We start from the raw sequence: 17,861 nt of genomic DNA, 5'->3' as shown, positions 1-17,861 counted from the left end.
GTTTAAAGCAATCCACTCAGGAAGCCGGGCAGAATACCCAGTACCAGCGTCAGAATTGCCAGCAGCACCAGCGTGGCCGACTGAAAGCCATCGACTACAATCGGGGCATCGGCCCCCGGCTCGGCGGGGCGCATGTACATGGCAATAGCAGGCTTCAGGTAGTAGTAGATACCTACCATGCTCATCAGCACCGCGAATACAACCAGCCAGATATAGCCCTGCGAAGCCACGGCTGTGAAGATGAAAAATTTGCCGAAGAAGCCTCCCGTGAGCGGAATGCCCCCCAGCGATAGCATGGCCACCGTCATCACAAAAGCCAGCAGGGGGTTGGTCCGCGCCAGGCCCGCCAGGCCGGCGTAGTCTTCGCGCCCGCGCTGGTCGGCCACCAGCTTGAGCACGCCGAAGGCCGCTACCGTAGCGATGGAATACGCCAGGCTATAAAAGAAAATACTTTGCGCGGCCGGGCCGCTCAGTTGGCCGCGGCCGGCCACGAGGCCCAGCAGCAGGTAGCCGGCGTGGCTTACGCTCGAATAAGCCAGCATGCGCTTGGCGCTGGTTTGCACGGCGGCGCCCACGTTGCCGAGCAGCAGCGTAAGCACGCACATAGCCGTGATGGTGGGCAGCCACACGGCGCTGGTGCCGGGCAGTGCCACCACCAGCAGCTTGAGGAAAGCGGCGAAACCAGCCGTTTTCACCACCGTGCTCATGAAGGCGGTGAAGAACGTCGGGGTACCTTCGTACACGTCGGGCGTCCAGAAGTGGAAGGGCGCGGCCGATATTTTAAAGCCAATGCCGATAACCATCATCAGCACGCCCACATACAGCATGGGCTGCAGGCTGGCATTGGCCGGCGCGGCGATAGTGGTAGCCAGCTCGTTAAGCTGGAAAGTGCCGGTAGCGCCGTAGACCAGCGCAATGCCGAAAAGCAGAATACCCGTAGCGAAGGAGCCTTGCAGAAAATACTTGAGCGCCGCCTCGTTGGAGCGCACGTTGCGCTTGTCGGAGCCGGCCAGCACGTACATGCTGATGCTCAGAATCTCAATGCCCACAAACAGCATGATGAGGTGATTATAGCTCACCATCATAATGGCCCCCACCAGCGAAAACAGCAGCAGCGAGTAGTACTCGGCCAGGTTGGGCTCGTGGGCGGCTACGTAGGAGCGCGAAAAGGGCAGCAGCACCAGCGCCGTAAACAACACGATGCCGGAGAAGGCCACCGAGTAGTTGTTTACGCTGAGCATCTGGGTTACGTAGGGCGAGTCGAACAGGCCCGTCATGCTGCCGGCGTGGTTCCAGTCGAGCAGATTGACGCCAAAAATGAGAGCCAGCACTACCAGCGCAAACGGCAGCAGCGCCCGGTTGGAGCGCAGAAAGCCTAAGAACAGGTTGGCAATGCCGAAGACGGAGAGGAGAACGATGGGGAGCATGAGCGGAGGCGTAGGGGCGCGTCGCACGCGCCCGCCGTTGGACGATTGCCGCCTGATGAACTCACACGGCCGGGCGCGTGCGACGCGCCCCTACATACTGCAAACTACCGGCTCACAGCCGTCAGAATGCTGCTGATGGTCGGCTCAGACAAATGCAGGAAAGTGCCGGGAAACAAGCCCAGCCAGAACACCAGCACGATGAGCGGCGCAAACATGGCCAGCTCGGCGCCGCTGAGGTCGGTGATGGTTTCGGAGTAAGCCGAATCGGGCCCGAGCATGGCGCGCTGGTACATGCGCAACAGGTACACGGCCGAGAAAATGATGGTGAGACCCGCTACCGCGCCGGCCCACATATTGAATTCGTACACGCCGGCCAGCAGCAGGAATTCGCCTACAAAGCCGCCCGTGAGGGGCAGGGCCACCGTGCTGAGCAGCATTACCAGAAAGCAGACCGAGAGCAGCGGCGTGCGGCGGGTGAGGCCGCCGAGGTCGGGCAGGTAGCGCGTGCCCGTGCGGCGCTCGATGGCATCGGCCACCAGAAACATACCCACCACGTTCACGCCGTGGGCCAGCATCTGCACCACCGCGCCCTGCAGGCCGATGGCTTTGAGCGAGAATACGCCGGCAATCATCAGGCCCACGTGCGAGAGCGACGAATAGGCGATAAGGCGCTTCATATCGCGCTGGCGGATGGCGATAATAGCCCCGTAAACAATGCCGATAATAGCCAGCACCTCCACTAGCTGCTGCCACTGGCTCACGCCGAGCGGCACTACCGGCAGCAGCCAGCGCAGGCAGCCGTAGATGCCCATTTTCAGCATAATGCCCGAAAGTAGCATGGTGGCCGGGGCTGGCGACTCGGTGTACGTATCGGGCTGCCAGGTGTGGAAGGGGAAAATGGGCATCTTCACGGCGAAGGCGGCGAAGATGAGCCAGAACAGCCAACCCTGCTGCGAAGCGGCCAGCTGCTTGCCCGCGGCGTAGAACGCCTGAATATCGGAGGAGTGCGCGGCCAGCGAGCCGGCCGCCGGGCCGGTTTGCAGGTACAGGTACACGAAGCCGGCCAGCATGAACAGCGAGCCGATAATGGTGTAGAGGAAGAACTTAAACGTAATCTGGATGCGGCGGTCGGAGCGGCTCCAGGCGCCGGCCAGGAAATAAATCGGAATCAGCGCCACTTCCCAGAAGAAGTAAAACACGAACGCATCCAGGGCCGTGAACACGCCCAGCAGGCCGGTTTGCATAAACAGCACCAGGGCGTAGAACGCGCCGGGGTTGTCGTACTCCTCGTGCCGGAAAGCGGTGAGCAGAATAATCGGTACCAGCACCGTGGTGAGCAGCACCAGGCATAGGCTCAGTCCGTCGATGCCGAGGTGAAAGCTGATGCCGGCCGACGGTATCCAGCTGAGGTTGAGGTCGAAGCCGGCGGGCCCGTTGTGAACGTAGGAGAAGGCCGCGAACACGGCAACGGCAAACTCCAGTAAAGCGGCTCCCAGGGCCAGGGCACGGGCCGCGCCGCCTTTGGCAAAGTGAAGGAGCAGGGCGGCGGCAAGCGGGAAGAAGACGAGAAAAGCTGTCAGCATTAGCGAAAGCGCACGGTAAGCCGGCCGGAAGCCCGGCGGGATTACCGCGAATTAGCTGCAAACTTACGGCAAGGCGCGCAAGCCTGCGACACCCGGACGCCCCAAGTTGGGCCTAAGCGTAAACTTTCGGACCGGCGACCGGTACTTTCGTGCCCCCAACTACCTGCTATGCCCCGCCATCCCATCACCGATTTTTTGACTACTGCCGCCGGCCCCATCCTCGATGTGCGGGCACCGGCCGAGTATGCGCAGGGGCACATTCCGGGGGCGCTCAGCCTGCCGCTCTTCACCGATGAGGAGCGCGCGCGCATCGGCACCACCTACAAGCAGGTGAACCCGGACAAGGCCGTGCTGCTGGGCCTCGATTTTTTCGGGCCCAAAATGCGCGCAATGGTTGAGCAGGCCAGGCAACTGGCTCCCGGCCAGGAGGTGCGCCTGCACTGCTGGCGCGGCGGCATGCGCAGCGGGGCCGTGCAGTGGCTGCTGGAGCTGGCCGGCTTTCGGGTCAATCTATTAGATAAAGGCTATAAAGACTTTCGCCACTGGGCGCTGGCCGAGCTGGCCCGCCCGCACCAGCTGCGGGTGCTGGGCGGCTACACCGGCAGCGGCAAAACGGCCGTGCTCCACGCGCTGGCCGCGCAGGGCGAGCCGGTACTCGACCTCGAAAAGCTGGCCAACCACCTGGGCTCTTCGTTTGGGGCGCTGGGCCAGCCGCCGCAGCCTACCCAGGAGCAGTTTGAGAACGACCTGGCCGCTGCACTGGCCAAGCTGCCCACCGACCAACCCATCTGGGTCGAGGATGAAAGCCGGAGCATCGGCGGGCTGGGTATTCCGGCGCCATTTTTTGAGCAGATGCGTGCCGCGCCGCTCGTAGTGCTCGACGTGCCCCAGGCCGCCCGCGTGCAGTACCTGGCCGCCGACTACGGCCGCCACGATGCCGGCGAGCTGGCCTCGGCCGTGCTGCGCCTGCGCAAGCGCCTGGGCGGCCTCGTAACCAAGGAAGCCCTCGGCGCCATTGCCGACGGCGATATGCCCCGCATGGTGGAGCTGGTGCTGGCGTATTATGATAAAACCTACGGCTACGGGCTGACTGACCGGCCGGCCGTGACTGTACCCGCAGATAGTGCCGATGTGGCGGTTAATGCGGCGCTGGTGCGGGCGGCGGTTAAGTAATGGTAGTTTACCCGGACCTTATGCTACGATATGCCGCCCAAAAAATAAGCCATCTGAAGAAAATAACGACGCTAGTGCTGGCAGGGTGTACCCCTGCGCCGGCTTATCTTTTTGTGCGGAATACCACTGGCGGTGCTGTGATAGTAAGCATTGGTATGCAGCGTCGCAAACAGCCTAGAAGACTTCGCTTCTCACCAAAACTGCTCAGGCCACTACGGGCAAGTATTGCTAAAATGCAGGATTCTTTGGCGATGACAAGAACGCCAGCCGGGATAACTTTCCGGCTGCCGGCTAATTCAACCGTGGGTTTGGGCTATTACTTTGGATTAAGCAAAAATATAGTTGCTACCCTCAGATTGCAGCGGGCTGATTCGACTGTTCAACTGTTGGATTCACTAGCTCTCACTCAAGCTGTTCACTACAGCTACAAGATAGGTGGACCCTGCGCCTGGTATGATATTCAATAAAAACTCAGAAGCTTTGACTCCCGACCTCGACCAAATCCGCCTTACTCAATACAGCCACGGCGCGGGCTGCGGCTGCAAAATCGCGCCCAGCGTGCTCGATAAAATTTTGCACAGCAGCCTGCCGCAGCCCAACTATGACAACCTGCTCGTCGGCAACGGCTCGCGCGATGACGCGGCCGTGTACCGCCTGCCGGGCCAGGCGGGGCAATGCGTCATCAGCACCACCGATTTTTTTATGCCCATCGTCGATGATGCCTTCGACTTCGGGCGCATTGCCTCGGCCAACGCCATCTCCGATGTGTATGCCATGGGCGGACGGCCGCTGCTGGCCATCGCGGTGCTGGGCTGGCCCATCGATAAGCTGCCGCCCGAAGTGGCGGCCCGCGTGACCGAGGGCGCCCGCGCCATCTGCGCCGAGGCGGGCATTCCGCTGGCCGGCGGCCACAGCATCGACTCGCCGGAGCCGATTTTCGGGCTGGCCGTGACGGGCCTGGTTGAGGAAAAAAATCTCAAGCGCAATGATACCGCCACGGTGGGCTGCCGCCTCTACCTGACCAAGCCGCTGGGCGTGGGCATTCTTACCACGGCCCAGAAGCGCGGCATTCTCAGCCTCGAAGATGCCGATGTGGCCCCGGCCCAGATGCGGCAGCTCAATAAGATAGGGGCCGAGCTGGGTGAGCTTGCCGGCGTGCGGGCCATGACGGATATAACTGGCTTTGGCCTGCTGGGCCACCTGGCCGAGGTGTGCGAGGGCAGCAGCGTGCAGGCCGCCATCAACTACTTCCACGTGCCGCGCCTGGCCCAGGCCGAGCGCTACCTGCTGCAGGGCGCGGTGCCGGGCGGTACCATCCGCAACTTTGAGAGCTACGGCCACAAGGTGGCGCACAATGGTGGCGCGCTCACCGATGAGCAAAAATTCTACCTCTGCGACCCCCAGACGTCGGGCGGCCTGCTGGTGTGCGTAGAGCCCGGCGCGGCCGAAGATGCAGCTAAAGCTATGTTTGCCCGGTATGGGCTGGCGCTCGAAAGCTTCGGCGAGCTACGCCCACACGCCACGGGTGCGCCGTGGATTGTGGTTGCGTAGCGCGTTCGGCGCCGCTTATTTTTCGTAGGCAGTTTTTCTTGCCTGACCATGTTTGAACAAGCCAAGAACGAACAGCAACCAACGAAAAGCGAAGTAGTGGGCCGGCTGGCGCCTACGCCCAGCGGCTACCTGCACCTGGGCAACGCGGTGAACTTCGTGCTTACCTGGCTGCTGGTGCGCCGGGCCGGCGGCACGCTGCACCTGCGCATCGACGACCTGGACCGGGCCCGGCTGCGGCGGGCTTATCTAGATAATATATTCAAAACAATAGAGTGGCTGGGGCTCGATTACGACCACGGCCCGAGTGGCCCCGACGATTTTTTGCGGCACTACTCGCAGCTGCTGCAGTTGCCCGCCTACAACGAGGTGTTGCGGCGGCTGGCCCAGCGGCCCGGCCTTGTTTATGGCAGCTCGCGCTCGCGCACCAGCGGCGCGGCCGCTGAGGTAGTGCCGCTGGCCACGCCCGGCGCGGCCTGGCGGGCCAGGGTGCCCGCGGGCACTACCATCTGCTTTGCCGATGGCAGCCGCGGGGCGGTGCAGGTGCCGCTGTGGGCCGAGATGCCCGATTTTATCATCCGGAAAAAAGATGGCGTAGCGGCCTACCAGCTGGCCTCGGTGGTCGATGACTTACGACTCGGAACCACGGTTATCGTGCGCGGACTCGACCTGCTGCCCAGCACGGCGGCGCAGCTCTGGCTGGCCGCGCAGCTCCCCGAAACCAGGGCCTTCAGCGCGCCGCGCCTGCGTTTTTGCCACCATGCGCTGCTCACCGACCCGATAGGCCAGAAGCTCAGCAAATCGACCCAGGCCGCGCCCGATGCGGCCTGGCTGAGCAGTGCGGCCGGCCCGGCCGTGGTATACCGGGCCGTGGCACGGCTGTTGGGCCTGCCTTCCGCGGCCAGCGAGTCGCTGACTACCTTAAAGCAAGCCTGGGGGTGATGAGCTGAAAAGAAAAGCCGGCGGCTTATTCCCGCCCCACACTGAGGCGGACTTGCTGACCGGCCTGGCGCACTACCAGGATATACTTGCCGGGGCGCAGCGCGCCCGAGCCGGGCAGATTTACGATGCTCGTGCCAACCTCAACCGTGGCTACATCGTGCGAATAGATAACGCGGCCCAGCACGTCGTAGAGCTGCACGGCCAGCGGGCCGGCCGTGGGCGTGGTTACCTGAAAGGATAATCCATTGGCCGAAAATGGTACCGGGAAGGCATTAATAGCGTAGGCAGTGGCGGCAGGCGAAGCGTCGGGGGCGGCCGCCAGCGTCCAGCGGCCGTTCAGGTCGGCCACGTAGCGGCGGCTGACGGCCCGGACCGTGGCGTCGCGCTGGGTGGCGCCCTCGCTGCTCCAGGTACTGCCCGCATCCGGTGACTCAACCAGTACCAGCTGACTTTCAGCCAGGCTATTCAGCTCGTGGGGCAGGTAGTAGTACGTGAGGGTGGCTCCTTGCAGGCCGCGGCTTACGGCGGCCGCCACGTCGTAGTAGCGGCTGATGCTCTGGCCAGCGCCAACGCTCAGCGGCTGGCCGGTAGTGCGCCGCAGCGTTGTGCTGCCGGGGGCCACGGCCGCCGTCAGCGTCAGGCCCAGATTACCAAAGCTATCGGGTGCGGTACCTACCACGTGCGTGGTTTGCACCTGGCCCAGCACGTAGCTGGCATCGGTTTCGGTGATAATGGCGTTCGGAGCCAGGGTCAGCACCGCCGTTCCGGTGTTCAGGAGCGCTCCGCTCATGGCCAGGGCCTGGGTAACAGTAGCCGCGCCGATAGTTTTAGTGCCGGTGCCGCCAATGGCCAGGCTTTGATAGGTGAGGCTGCGCAGGCTTTGCGGGCCGCTGCCGCGCGTGGCCACAGTGCCGCCGGTCTGGCTTAGCGGGCCGGTGCCGGAGTAATCGCCATACAAATCCAGCTCGCCGCCAGTCAGCGTAAGCGCCCCTTGCTGGGTGAGCGTCCGCACCTCGGCCGTACCGCTGCTAATGGTCGGGTAGGGCGTGCTGAGGCCGACCGGAATAAGGGCATCGGTGCTGCGGCTGGGCACGCAGCCCGTCCAGTTGGCGGCGTCGAACCAGCTGCCGGTACCGGCCGCGCCGCTCCAGATGGGCGTCAGCACCTGAACACTTACCGTGGCCGAGGCGGCGCAGCCCGAGCCGGGCAAGGTCACCGTAAGCAGGTAAGTGGAAGCCTGAGTAGGAGTTACCTCGATTGTAGGCGTGGTGGCGCCGGCGGTCAGGCCGTCGCCGCTTACCACGCTCCAGCTATACCCGCTGCCCGGCAGCGGGTTGGTAACACTAAGCGTGACACTAGCGCTGGCGCTGGGGCAAAAGGTAGTGGTAGAAGCCGTTAGCAGCGGGGTAGGTGGGCTTGGGTTAACTACGAGCGTGGTGCTGGCGGCGGCCGGGCACGCCCCGGTCGTTACGGCTACGTGCACGGTATAAATGCCCGCCTGCGCGGCCGTTACGGCCGGCAACACCGGGTTTTGCAGGGTGCTGCTGAAGCCATTGGGACCCGTCCAGTCGTAGCTGGCCCCCGCCGGGCCGGTGGCAGTAAGCTGGGCGCTGCTGCCCGCGCAAACCGGCCCGCTGCTGGCAGTAGCGGCCACGGGCAGGCCGGTGCAAAGGGCAGGCGAGGTCAGCAGCACAGCCCGGCGCGGGGTGCCCGCGGCCATCACGGCCTGCATCCGGCTTTTCTGGTCGGCCGAAAAAAGCTCCATGCAGGCATCGGTCGAATAGTCCAGAAAGTTCATGAACATATCGCCCGAAGGCCCGTTCGGGCAGTTTACGCTCAGGTGCGGAAAGGCGGGGCAGCCCAGGTTAGGGCCGTCCTGCGGGGGCGTATCGGTGCAATAGTCGTCGCCGCAAACGGCATCGCCCCAGATGTGGCGCAAACCCAGCCAGTGGCCCAGCTCGTGGGTGAGCGTGCGGCCCTGGTCATAATTAGTGAGCAAGGTGCCCACCCGCCCGAAAGCCGAGTACAGAATAACTACCCCGTCGGTCGCCGGTGCCCCGCCCAGCGGGCTCAGGCCGCCCAGGCCGGCCGTGTTGTCCGGGTATTGGGCATAGCCCAGCACGTTGCCCGCCAGCTGCAACACCCAGATATTCACGTACTGGTCGGGGTTCCAGTCGGTGCCCGGCTTTATCGTGCTGTCGATGTAGCCCTGCTCGTAGGGCGGCGCGTCGAAGCCCCGGGCCGAGCGGTCGATGCGGTCGATACCCGGCTCGGGCAGCGGGTTGCCATTGGGGTCGCGCGGGGCCAGCACAAACTGAAACTGCGCATCGGCCCGCAGCGGCTGAAAGGGGGCCGGCACCAGGGCCCCGTTGGCGTTGCGGTTGCGGTAGTCCTCGTTCAGCACATCGAGCTGCGACTGCACCTGCGCCTGGCTGATGTTGCTGCCCGTGCCCACCGCCTCGCCGCTGTGAATGATGTGTACCACCACGGGCAGCGTATAAGTAGTAGCCGTAGTGCGTTGGGGTTGCCGGACCGGGGCTGCCAGCTTGGCCGTGCGGTAGCCCGGCAAGCGCCGCTGCAGCTGCGCCTGCTGCCAGTCGTCGGCCGGCTGAGTGGCGCAGGTGCGCGGGCCAGGGTAGGGGAGGGTTTGCCCGGCCGCCGGCCCCGCGCCGAGCACCAGCAGCCACAGGCTGAGTGCCAGGGCAAGCGCACTGCCGTTAAACATATGTTAAATAATATATTTTGAGCCGTTGCGCCAACTGCCCCGGCTTCTAGTAAAGCTACGGGCTGATTGGTTTTCGCCACCCCTGGCCGCGGCTGGGCTCGGGCACTCAGCGTACTTCCCGCTTAAACTCCTCGGCCCAGTGGTCGGCCAGGCGGGTGGGCTCGGGCAGCTTGTAGCCGCGCAGGCAGGCCAGCGTGAGGCGCGTGGCGGTGGCCTGGTCGCAGCGGTGGCCGGGGCTCACAAACAGCGGCAGTATCTTGTCTTTGCTGCGAATAACCTGGCCAATCAGCTCTCCCGTTTTGGCATCGGTAAGGGGTGTAATGCTGCCTTTCTCCGGGCCGGGCTCCTCGAAAGTGCCAGTCAGCTTCTGTTTGGCCACGCCAAAGGTAGGCATATCGAGCAGCACGCCGAGGTGCGCGGCAATGCCTACCCGGCGCGGGTGGGCAATCCCGTGGCCATCGACCATGATAACGTCGGGCTTGTGCGTAAGCTTGGCAAAGGCCTGGATAACGTTGGGCGCTTCGCGGAACGACAGAAAGCCCGGCACGTAGGGCATATCTACCGGGCCATAGCTGTACACTTTCTCCACCAGCTCCAGCGACGGAAATCGCAGCACCACGAATACCGACAAAATGGTATCGGGCGTGGGAAACGACGAGTCGCAGCCGGCAATCAGGCTTGGCTCATGGGCCAGCGGCTCGGCGCGTACGCGCAGGCGCAGCGCCTGCTGCTGCTCGGTGAGGGTACGCACCAGGGCGGGGTCGGGCGGGGGGCCGGGGCGGCGAAAATAAGCCACTTCTTAAGAAAGGTTAAGCGTTACGGCTTGGGAGGCAGTGTTCGGGGGCGTCAGCTGGCGCTCCAGCTGGCGCCCGCGAACACTGCGCGGTGCCTTGCGTAACACGGCGAGTAAACCCGGTTAAACGAAATTCTGCCCTGTATGGCCAATCAGCCTTCTTCCGAACAGCCCGCCGCCCAGGGCTCCGGCCCCCAGCTGGAGCGCCGCTACTACGTCGATGTGGTGCGGCCGCACCTCACGCCAGTGCAGCTCATGGCCGAGGTGCAGGCCCACCTGCCCCGGTTTTCGCCCGGCCTGCTGGCCGAATTTGAGCGCACGCGCGGCACCGAAGGCTCGCTGAGCGTGGGCGATGAGTTTCATATCAAAATTCTGGGTCCCTGGAATGGCAGCGTGCGCGTAACCGACGTGGGCCCTACGTTCTTCGAGTTTGTTACCCTCGAAGGCCATCCCGAAGCCGGGCGTATTCATTTTGAGGTCCATGCCCTCGACGGGCGGCCCGATGCGCTGCGGTTTGAGATTCACTCCCTGGCCCGATCGCGCGATGGGCTGGTGGCCTTTGCCTACGACACGATTGGCGGTGGCAAGCTGGTGCAGGAGGCTACCTGGGTCGAGTTTTGCGAGCGGGTAGCCGCCGCCAGCGGCGGCCAGGCGCTCGGCCCGGTGGTAGTCGAAACCACCCGCCACGCGAAAGATGGCACTACGGAGCAAGAATCGGCCTCGTAGGCCGGCACACGGGCAGCGCCTTTCGGGGCTGGCCTGCAGCTGCCGATAAATATTGTTTGCTATATTGTAAAAATATATTTTAAGCCTTGAATTCCGTCAATCCGCCCGCCTGGGAGCAGTACCGCGCCCAACTCGAAGCCTACGCCAAAGCCCGGGTCAACTACGACTACGAAAGCCAGCACGAGTACACGTCGGCCACGGGCTGGCGGCTCGACGACTACGTGACCGACCTGCCGGCTGAGCCGCCGGGGCCGCCCCTGGCCGCGGGCTCGTTTGCCGCGGCCCAGGGGGTGCTGCGGCGCTACAGCTTCCCGCCGCCCAACCTCATCACCGGCTACTTCGACCCCAGCCAGCCGCTCGAAAAGCGTATTATGGTGCTGCGCGCGCACTTTCTGGTTTTTAACTTTTACTTCGGGGTGCGCATTGTCGATGTGCTCGACCAGCCCGCGCAGCCTAGTCCCGATGGCCCGGAGCGGGTGTGGGGCTACGGCTACCGCACCCTCGAAGGGCACTTTGAGAAGGGCCAGATTAACTTCTCCATTCACAAAAATCTGGCATCCGGCGCGGTCCAATTTCGCATTCATGCCATGTCGCAGCCGGGCCAGATTCGGAACCCCTTTTACTGGCTGGGCTTCAAGCTGTTTGGCCGCATGCTACAGCGCCGCTTTGCCCACGAGTCGCTGCTGCGCATGCGCCGCCTCGTAGCCGAATCATTGGCCCGGCCGCAAACAAAGGCTGCCGCTGGCAGTTGAGCCGAACAAGCTGCCCGTTGCGGCCGCTGCCTGTTCAATAGTATTTTTTGCCTACCATGTCTGCTACCAAAGCCTACGCGGCTCCCGCCGCCAACATTCCGCTCGAACCCTTTACCCTGGAGCGCCGCGCGCCCGGCGCGCACGATGTGCAGATTGACATTCTGTTCTGCGGCGTGTGCCACTCCGACCTGCACCAGATTCGCGACGAATGGGGCGGCTCGATTTTTCCCATGGTGCCCGGTCACGAAATCGTGGGCCGCGTATCGGCCGTGGGCAGCCACGTCAAAGGCTTCAAAGTGGGCGACCTGGCGGGCGTGGGCTGCATGGTCGATTCATGCCGCGAGTGCTCGTCGTGCAAAGAGGGCCTGGAGCAGTACTGCGAAACCACCGGCATGATTGGCACTTACAACAGCCGCGAAATCGGCACCGGCCAGCCCACCTACGGCGGCTACTCGCAGCAGATTGTGGTGGATGAGAAATACACCCTCAAGGTGAGCGAGAAGCTCGACCTGGCCCGCGTGGCCCCGCTGCTGTGCGCCGGCATCACCACCTACTCGCCCCTGCGCCAGTGGAAAGTCGGCCCCGGCCACCGCGTAGCCGTAATGGGCCTCGGCGGCCTGGGCCACATGGCCGTGAAGTTTGCCGTGGCCCTCGGCGCCGAAGTAACCGTGCTCAGCACCTCGGCCGGCAAAGAGGCTGATGCCAAAGTCCTGGGTGCTCATAAGTTTGTGGTAACCAGCGATAAGGACCAGTTCAAGTCGGTGGGGAATTACTTCGACTTCATCATCAATACCATCTCGGCTCAGATTGACCTCGGCGCCTACGTGAATCTGCTGCGTCTCGACGGCACCATGATTCTGCTGGGCGTGCCTTCCGAGGCCCCGCACCTGCACGCCTTCAACCTCATTGCCAAGCGCCGCCGGGTGGCCGGCTCGCTCATCGGCGGCATCGCCGAAACGCAGGAAATGCTCGACTTCTGCGCCGAGCACAACATCATGTCGGATATCGAGCTGATTGATATTCAGCACATCAACGAAGCCTACGAGCGCATGCTGAAAGGCGACGTAAAATACCGCTTTGTGATTGACGTAGCTTCGCTGAACTAGACAGCCACCTGCGCTGACATTCGCCAGCATAGTAAAACACTAGAAAGGCCGCAGCTAATCAGCGGCGGCCTTTCTAGTGTTCAAGCTACTTGCCTACGACGTAGCCCCGGCGCGCATCTACGCGCTGGCCATTCACCAGCGCATCGAGCCGGTCGATACTGCGCGTGCAATCGGTGGGGCCCCCATACTGCAAAACAACATCTTGAATATCGAAGCGGCTTTTGGTGGCGGGTACTTCCAGCCGGTAGCTATGCGGGTCGGCGGCCCCGGCGCTGGCCGGAAAATTGCAAAAAAGCGTTCGGTCAACATAGAAAAAATTGCCGGGCTTCTGGTTGGTGCGCACGGTGTCGAGCGGCCGGCTCAAGTTAGCATCCGCGTAGCGTACCAGGTAAGCTGACAAAGCCTCTGCCTCATGAAATCCCCGCCCTGTGCCCAGCGTGTCGGTGCTGAACGCAATGCCAAAAAGCGGCGGCCCGGTATCAGCGGGGGCGCAGTCTTTACGACAGCTGCTAAAGGCAAGGAGGCAAACTGCCAGCGCCGGTGCCCAGGTGCGAGTGAGTGATGGCATAGCAACGGGTGTTGTATATCAGTTCTTGTTGAAAAGGTACGGGTCCTGCTCTATGCCCTCGTTCACGCGCACTTCCAGGCTCTTTACCTGGCCCTTCTCTACCGTGAAAGGCGCGGCAAAAATGCCATACGCCGCATTGGAGTACGTGAGCCGGAAAGTGTCGCCATCGAGGTAGTCGAGCGTGGCTGTTAGGTTGGGGTGGTGGCCGAAGCGCACCAGCAGCTGCCGGCCCTGCGGGGCCACCGTAATGGTGCCGTACACCGGGTTTTGGTAAGTGCCGGCGTAGGCCGTGAGGGGCCGGACGGGCTTGGCTTTGCGGGCGGCGCGGGCCGCCAGCGCGGCCAGGCGCCGGCGTTCGTCGGCGCGGCCGGCCTGGGCGCTCAGCCACAGCTGGCGGCTGCGGTCTACGTACGGCACGCCGAGGTAAGCATCGAGAATCTGGTAGCGCAGGGCTTCGAAAAAGCTCTGGTTATCCTGGTTGGTGAGTACGGTAAGGCCCAGGTTTTCTTCGGGTACAAAGCACACGTTGGTAACGAAGCCATCGGCCCCGCCAGTGTGCCAGTACACCTGCCGGCCGTTATAGTCGGCGCTGAATATGCCCAGGCCATAGGTGCGGAAGTGTATGGGGAAGAGCGGGCTTTTATCGGCCGAAATCAGCGTATTGGCCTCGCGGGTGCGGTGCAGGGTAGCCCAGGGTAATATTCGATTTTTGTTATACTTGCCGCTGTCGAGCTGAAACTGAAGCCAGTGCGTCAGGTCGTTGGTGCACGACACGAGGCCGGCGGCCGGCCCCATGTTGTGCAGCTCATCGAAAGGCAGCCGGCTCAGCGGGCCGAAGGCATCGGAGTAGGGTAGGGCCACGTTGGGGCGCTGGGCAATGCCATCGGGGAGCGGAAAGGTATTGGTCATGCCCAGCGGCGTGAGCAGGCGGGCCTGCACCCAGCTTTCCCAGGGCTGGCCGCCGCTCACGGCCGCAATAATCTGCCCGGCCGTCACGAAGCCCGAGTTGCAGTAGCCGTAGTCCTGCCGAAAAGGGTACACGGGCTTCAGCAGGCGCATTTTCTCCACTATCTCAGCGTGGCTCAGGGTCGAGTTCCAGAACGTGAAATCACCCTGAAAAGTCTTCAGGCCCAGCTTGTGGCCCAGCACATCGCGGATGCTCACCAGCTGGCTGCTGGCCGAGTCGTAGAGCCGATAGCCGGGCAGGTACCGGCGCACCGGGTCGTCGAGCCTGAGCTTGCCTTCCTGCTCCAGCTGGGCCAGCGCCGTGCCGGTAAACAGCTTGGAGTTGGAGGCCATCATAAACAGCGTGTTGCCATCGACCGGCCCGCCCTGCCCGCCAGCGGCACGGGTGCCAAAGCCCTGGCTCACTACCACCTGGCCATCCTTAACCACGGCCACGGCGAGGCCGGGAATGTTCCAGAGCCGGCGGCCCCGCTCCACGTAGGCGCGCAGGCTATCCTGGATAAAGCGCCGGCCGGCGGAAGGGTTGCCCGGCTGGGCCTTAATATTATGAATGCTGAATATTTCGGCCAGCAGTACCAGCGCGCCGGCCAGGCTCTTGAATGGGAAAGACATTTGCATAAGCTGCTAAATACTGCCGCGAAGCTACGGGCATCTGTCTGGTTGGGCGGGTGCGCCGCGCGCAAACCAGCCCGGCAGCGTTGCGTAAGCCGGTGCCGTGAACTATCTTTTTGCTACTGTGGCCCTGCTGGGCTCGCTAAGCGCCGCCCAGGCCCAGACCTCAACCCCTGCCAGGGTGCCAGTTCTCAGGCTGCATGGCGATTGGGTCAACCCCTTGCCCATGGACTCGGCCACCGGGAAAATATCGTTTAAGGCCGTGGTGCAGATGCCGGGGGCCACCCAGGCTGCCCTGTAATGGTTTGCCACGGCACCGGGGCCGTAAAGCCCGTGCTGGAACAGGCCGATGCCGCCAGCGGCACGCTCACTGGCAAAACCAGCGAGCTGGTAATATGCTGGGTGCCAACGTGCAGGTGCCGCTCTGGCGCTTCCGCTATCAGGCTCTGCCTCCATTATTCTCCTCAGAGCTGATAGAGTTGGTGTACCTGGGTAGTAAAGCTATTGTAACCCGGCGCCGGCATGAGCGTGGAGGGAAGCGGCGGCAGGTCGGGCATGGGCGGCAGGCCCAGGCTGCGCGTTGTAATAGCCAGCTGCAGCGGTTCCGGTCCGGTTAGCTCCAGCTCCAGCTGCTCGCCCTCGGGGTGCGGGGCCAAAAAAGTAAGCTCGGTTGCCTGCTCAGCCGACGACAGTTCGGCGCGGGGCACCGCTTGCCCCGCCACTCGCATAGCGCGCAGCCGCGAGCCCTGCCCAATATGTAAAAGCAAGCTGCTGATAGCCGGCCGGCCGGGCTTCAGCAGGAAGCGCACTACCCGCCCGCCGGTCAATTGGCTATCGGCCAGAAGGGTAAGCCCGGCCGGGGCCAGCGCCAGCGCCGGGGCAGCCTGCTGCAGTACCGGCCGCCCCGGCTGGGGAAATAATGCCGGCAGGAGCGCATATTGCGGGTGCGTCAGTACGTGGCGGGTCCAGGCATCGGGCTGCCTGGATGCCGAAAGCCAGTAGGCCTGGCCTTTGGCGGCATCGAGGGCATAAAAGAGGTGCGTTTGCTGAGGCTGTTCGGCGGTAGGCTGGCGGGTAGCGTGGCCCAATATGAGGGCTACCAGCACTTCGGCCAGGGCCAGCCCCGGCAGCAGCCAGCTAGTAGCCGGGCGCCGGCCGGGCAGGGCGGGTGAGCTCAGCACGGGCAGCAAGACGGGCAGCAGCAGCGCCAGCAAAATGCCCAGCAAAAGCACCGCAACCAGTAGGAGCAGGCTCAGCCCGAAAATTATCAGGAGCAAGTAAATAACCTGGCTCAATAACAAGATGGCCGGTAGCGCCAGTAGCCAGTCTACCAGCCCAATAGCCGGCTGCCGGGTGGGGCTGGCGGCCCGCAGTACCCGCAGGCCCCAGGCCAGGGTAGCCGCCAGCAGCGGCCAGGAAAGTAAAAAGGCCGACGACGGGGCCCGCCATTGCAGCAGGCCCAGCAGCACGGCCAGCCCCAGCAGCGCGCCGCCTACCAATGAGCCCGGCCGCAGGTAGCGACTCAGCCAGCCGTAGTAGCCGGTAAACAGGCTGAGCGCCAGCGCCAGCACGGCCAGCTGGTAAGTCAGGCTGTTGTAGGAGGCACTGTCGTAAAAAACGCGGTATTGGGGGTAGAGCGCCGCTACGAGCGCCAGCAGCCCCCAGCCCGCCGCCAGCATCAGGGCCAGCGCGCCTGCCCAGGCCAGCAGCCCGCCCAGCAGGCTGCCCCAGCTCAGGCGCCCACGCTGGTGAGCCAGGGCCAGCGCCAGTATCAGCAGGCTGATAGTGAGTTGGGTAAGGGGCATATTCCAACTGGCCGGGTAATGTAGCAGCCAGCTGCCCAGGGGGTTGAAGAAGGTTTCGTCGGGCCCTTTTGTATTAGCCAGGGAAATAGTACCGAAGTGTCGCACCAGGCTTAGCAGGTAGGAGCCGTGGTGTTGCAGCGAGCCTAAGTCGAGGTGAGCAGGGGTATCGGCCGGACTATGGTAATAAGGGTAGCCGTTGACGAAAGCAAAGTTCAGCCCCGTGATACCGGCCTGGCGCAGGGGCGTAAAGTCGGTGTTGTTGGGCAGGTGCCGGTAAGCTTCGTAAAACAGCGACGAGGCCATCGGATAAGGCACCGCCCTGGCATACTCCCGGATTACCCAGCCATTTTGGGGGCTTACTTCGAAGGTGAGGCTGGGACCGGCGTTGCCGCGCCCTTCAAAATTGAGGGCCACGCCCACCTCCCGGCGTAGGCGGGCGGTGTCGGCGGCGTAGGCGCGGGCCCCGAGCAGGCCTGCTTCTTCTCCATCCGTAAAGAGCCAGATGACGTCGTTGGCCAAAGGCGGCCCGGCGCGGAGCGCGCGGATAGTTTCGAGCAGGGCCGCTACGCCGGCGCCGTCGTCGCCCGCGCCCGGCGTGTGGGGCTGCGAGTCGTAGTGGGCCAGTACCAGCACTGCTTTGCCGCCCGGCTGCCGGCCCGGTAAGCGAGCAATTACGTTTTGCACGTGCGCCGCCGTAGCCTGGCCTTTTTCGGCAAACAATACGCTTATATCCTGAACGCTGGCCGACAGACCCAACTCGCGGCAGCGGCTCAGCAGGTAGTCGCGCACCTCGGCATTGGCTGGCGAGCCCAGGGAGTGGGGCTGGCCGGCTAGCACTGCCACATCGCGCTGGGCGCGGTACGCCGAAAACTCATTGGCCGGCGCACTGGCCGGCACCGGGCGCGGCGGCCGAACAAGGAATACCGTTAGCGCGGCCACCAGTAGCAGTCCAAGTAGCGGTAGCCAGCGAAAAAGAGGGGTTTTCATGCGGCCACCAACCTGTAAATGGGCGATACAGCGACAAAGCAACTACACTACTGCTTATAATCCAAGTTATTCAGTTTTAGTCTCTCAGTTGAAGAGGCAGAGGAAACTGGCTGACGGGCCGGTTGGCTGGCGACGCAAACGCGGTTTG

The 17,861-nt window shown here is 63.5% G+C and carries 15 protein-coding genes; 8 read left to right on the top strand and 7 right to left on the bottom strand.

The genetic code is table 11. The features are described 5' to 3' along the window. Positions 1 to 2: 2 nt before the first annotated feature. Positions 3 to 1,427, bottom strand: a complete 1,425-nt coding sequence (locus F6X24_RS17450; protein WP_151089223.1) for an NADH-quinone oxidoreductase subunit N — start codon at positions 1,425 to 1,427, stop codon at positions 3 to 5. Between the two features lie 104 nt (positions 1,428 to 1,531). Next, positions 1,532 to 3,010 carry a complex I subunit 4 family protein gene (locus F6X24_RS17445; protein ID WP_151089222.1) on the bottom strand — a complete coding sequence of 493 codons (1,479 nt, stop codon included), beginning with the start codon at positions 3,008 to 3,010 and terminating at the stop codon, positions 1,532 to 1,534. Positions 3,011 to 3,178: 168 nt separating this feature from the next. Here F6X24_RS17445 and mnmH point away from each other — a divergent pair, with 168 nt between their 5' ends. Genes mnmH through F6X24_RS17425 form a run of 4 tightly spaced genes read left to right on the top strand, consistent with a single transcriptional unit; the run spans position 3,179 to position 6,673 of the window. Beyond that, a complete protein-coding gene (gene mnmH, locus F6X24_RS17440) occupies positions 3,179 to 4,183 on the top strand; it encodes a tRNA 2-selenouridine(34) synthase MnmH (RefSeq protein ID WP_151089221.1) in 1,005 nt (334 codons plus the stop codon). Positions 4,184 to 4,203: 20 nt separating this feature from the next. After that, entirely contained in the window at positions 4,204 to 4,650 is a 447-nt protein-coding gene (locus F6X24_RS17435; protein ID WP_151089220.1) for a hypothetical protein, read from the top strand. Continuing rightward, entirely contained in the window at positions 4,637 to 5,734 is a 1,098-nt protein-coding gene (selD, locus tag F6X24_RS17430; protein WP_151089219.1) for a selenide, water dikinase SelD, read from the top strand. The genes F6X24_RS17435 and selD overlap by 14 nt, the downstream gene beginning before the upstream one ends. 48 nt (positions 5,735 to 5,782) lie before the next feature. After that, positions 5,783 to 6,673, top strand: coding sequence for a glutamate--tRNA ligase family protein (locus F6X24_RS17425; RefSeq protein ID WP_151089218.1), 891 nt, complete (start codon positions 5,783 to 5,785; stop codon positions 6,671 to 6,673). Between the two features lie 25 nt (positions 6,674 to 6,698). On the opposite strand, the gene F6X24_RS17420 is transcribed toward F6X24_RS17425, so the two are convergent. Together F6X24_RS17420 and nfi are read right to left on the bottom strand one after the other, a co-directional pair. After that, entirely contained in the window at positions 6,699 to 9,398 is a 2,700-nt protein-coding gene (locus F6X24_RS17420; protein WP_151089217.1) for a M43 family zinc metalloprotease, read from the bottom strand. A 106-nt stretch (positions 9,399 to 9,504) separates the two neighbouring features. Continuing rightward, entirely contained in the window at positions 9,505 to 10,194 is a 690-nt protein-coding gene (gene nfi, locus F6X24_RS17415; protein WP_151089216.1) for a deoxyribonuclease V, read from the bottom strand. Positions 10,195 to 10,335: 141 nt separating this feature from the next. On the opposite strand from nfi, the gene F6X24_RS17410 reads away from it, so the two are divergent. From F6X24_RS17410 to F6X24_RS17400, 3 genes are all read left to right on the top strand, one after another. After that, complete coding sequence (locus F6X24_RS17410; RefSeq protein ID WP_151089215.1) at positions 10,336 to 10,917, top strand: DUF1990 family protein; 582 nt, start codon at positions 10,336 to 10,338, stop codon at positions 10,915 to 10,917. A gap of 86 nt (positions 10,918 to 11,003) precedes the next feature. Further along, positions 11,004 to 11,669 carry a DUF1990 domain-containing protein gene (locus tag F6X24_RS17405; RefSeq protein WP_151089214.1) on the top strand — a complete coding sequence of 222 codons (666 nt, stop codon included), beginning with the start codon at positions 11,004 to 11,006 and terminating at the stop codon, positions 11,667 to 11,669. A gap of 56 nt (positions 11,670 to 11,725) precedes the next feature. Next, positions 11,726 to 12,775, top strand: coding sequence for an NAD(P)-dependent alcohol dehydrogenase (locus F6X24_RS17400; protein ID WP_151089213.1), 1,050 nt, complete (start codon positions 11,726 to 11,728; stop codon positions 12,773 to 12,775). Positions 12,776 to 12,860: 85 nt separating this feature from the next. Here the strand turns inward: F6X24_RS17400 and F6X24_RS17395 are convergent, their stop codons facing one another. Next, complete coding sequence (locus tag F6X24_RS17395) at positions 12,861 to 13,343, bottom strand: hypothetical protein (RefSeq protein WP_151089212.1); 483 nt, start codon at positions 13,341 to 13,343, stop codon at positions 12,861 to 12,863. Between the two features lie 18 nt (positions 13,344 to 13,361). Further along, complete coding sequence (locus F6X24_RS17390) at positions 13,362 to 14,921, bottom strand: serine hydrolase (RefSeq protein WP_151089211.1); 1,560 nt, start codon at positions 14,919 to 14,921, stop codon at positions 13,362 to 13,364. 103 nt (positions 14,922 to 15,024) lie between these two features. Between F6X24_RS17390 and F6X24_RS17385 the strand changes: the two genes are divergently transcribed. Continuing rightward, positions 15,025 to 15,222 (top strand): hypothetical protein, encoded by a 198-nt coding sequence (locus tag F6X24_RS17385; protein ID WP_151089210.1) that lies wholly within the window; start codon positions 15,025 to 15,027, stop codon positions 15,220 to 15,222. A gap of 163 nt (positions 15,223 to 15,385) precedes the next feature. Here F6X24_RS17385 and F6X24_RS17380 read toward each other — a convergent pair whose 3' ends face one another. After that, positions 15,386 to 17,713 carry a M20/M25/M40 family metallo-hydrolase gene (locus F6X24_RS17380; protein ID WP_151089209.1) on the bottom strand — a complete coding sequence of 776 codons (2,328 nt, stop codon included), beginning with the start codon at positions 17,711 to 17,713 and terminating at the stop codon, positions 15,386 to 15,388. Positions 17,714 to 17,861 lie beyond the last annotated feature (148 nt).

Origin of the sequence: Hymenobacter baengnokdamensis (assembly GCF_008728635.1) — a bacterium.
Taxonomy (GTDB): domain Bacteria; phylum Bacteroidota; class Bacteroidia; order Cytophagales; family Hymenobacteraceae; genus Hymenobacter; species Hymenobacter baengnokdamensis.
Note: the sequence above shows the minus strand (reverse complement) of the source record. Positions and strands in the feature narration are given on the sequence as shown.

Excerpts from the sequence above, each read along its gene's own strand:
- selD (WP_151089219.1), top strand. The coding sequence starts at position 4,637 with ATGATATTCAATAAAAACTCAGAAGCTTTGACTCCCGACCTCGACCAA.
- F6X24_RS17445 (WP_151089222.1), bottom strand. The coding sequence starts at position 3,010 with ATGCTGACAGCTTTTCTCGTCTTCTTCCCGCTTGCCGCCGCCCTGCTC.
- F6X24_RS17425 (WP_151089218.1), top strand. The coding sequence starts at position 5,783 with ATGTTTGAACAAGCCAAGAACGAACAGCAACCAACGAAAAGCGAAGTA.
- F6X24_RS17450 (WP_151089223.1), bottom strand. The coding sequence starts at position 1,427 with ATGCTCCCCATCGTTCTCCTCTCCGTCTTCGGCATTGCCAACCTGTTC.
- mnmH (WP_151089221.1), top strand. The coding sequence starts at position 3,179 with ATGCCCCGCCATCCCATCACCGATTTTTTGACTACTGCCGCCGGCCCC.
- F6X24_RS17410 (WP_151089215.1), top strand. The coding sequence starts at position 10,336 with ATGGCCAATCAGCCTTCTTCCGAACAGCCCGCCGCCCAGGGCTCCGGC.
- F6X24_RS17435 (WP_151089220.1), top strand. The coding sequence starts at position 4,204 with ATGCTACGATATGCCGCCCAAAAAATAAGCCATCTGAAGAAAATAACG.
- F6X24_RS17380 (WP_151089209.1), bottom strand. The coding sequence starts at position 17,713 with ATGAAAACCCCTCTTTTTCGCTGGCTACCGCTACTTGGACTGCTACTG.
- F6X24_RS17395 (WP_151089212.1), bottom strand. The coding sequence starts at position 13,343 with ATGCCATCACTCACTCGCACCTGGGCACCGGCGCTGGCAGTTTGCCTC.
- F6X24_RS17400 (WP_151089213.1), top strand. The coding sequence starts at position 11,726 with ATGTCTGCTACCAAAGCCTACGCGGCTCCCGCCGCCAACATTCCGCTC.
- F6X24_RS17420 (WP_151089217.1), bottom strand. The coding sequence starts at position 9,398 with ATGTTTAACGGCAGTGCGCTTGCCCTGGCACTCAGCCTGTGGCTGCTG.
- F6X24_RS17390 (WP_151089211.1), bottom strand. The coding sequence starts at position 14,921 with ATGTCTTTCCCATTCAAGAGCCTGGCCGGCGCGCTGGTACTGCTGGCC.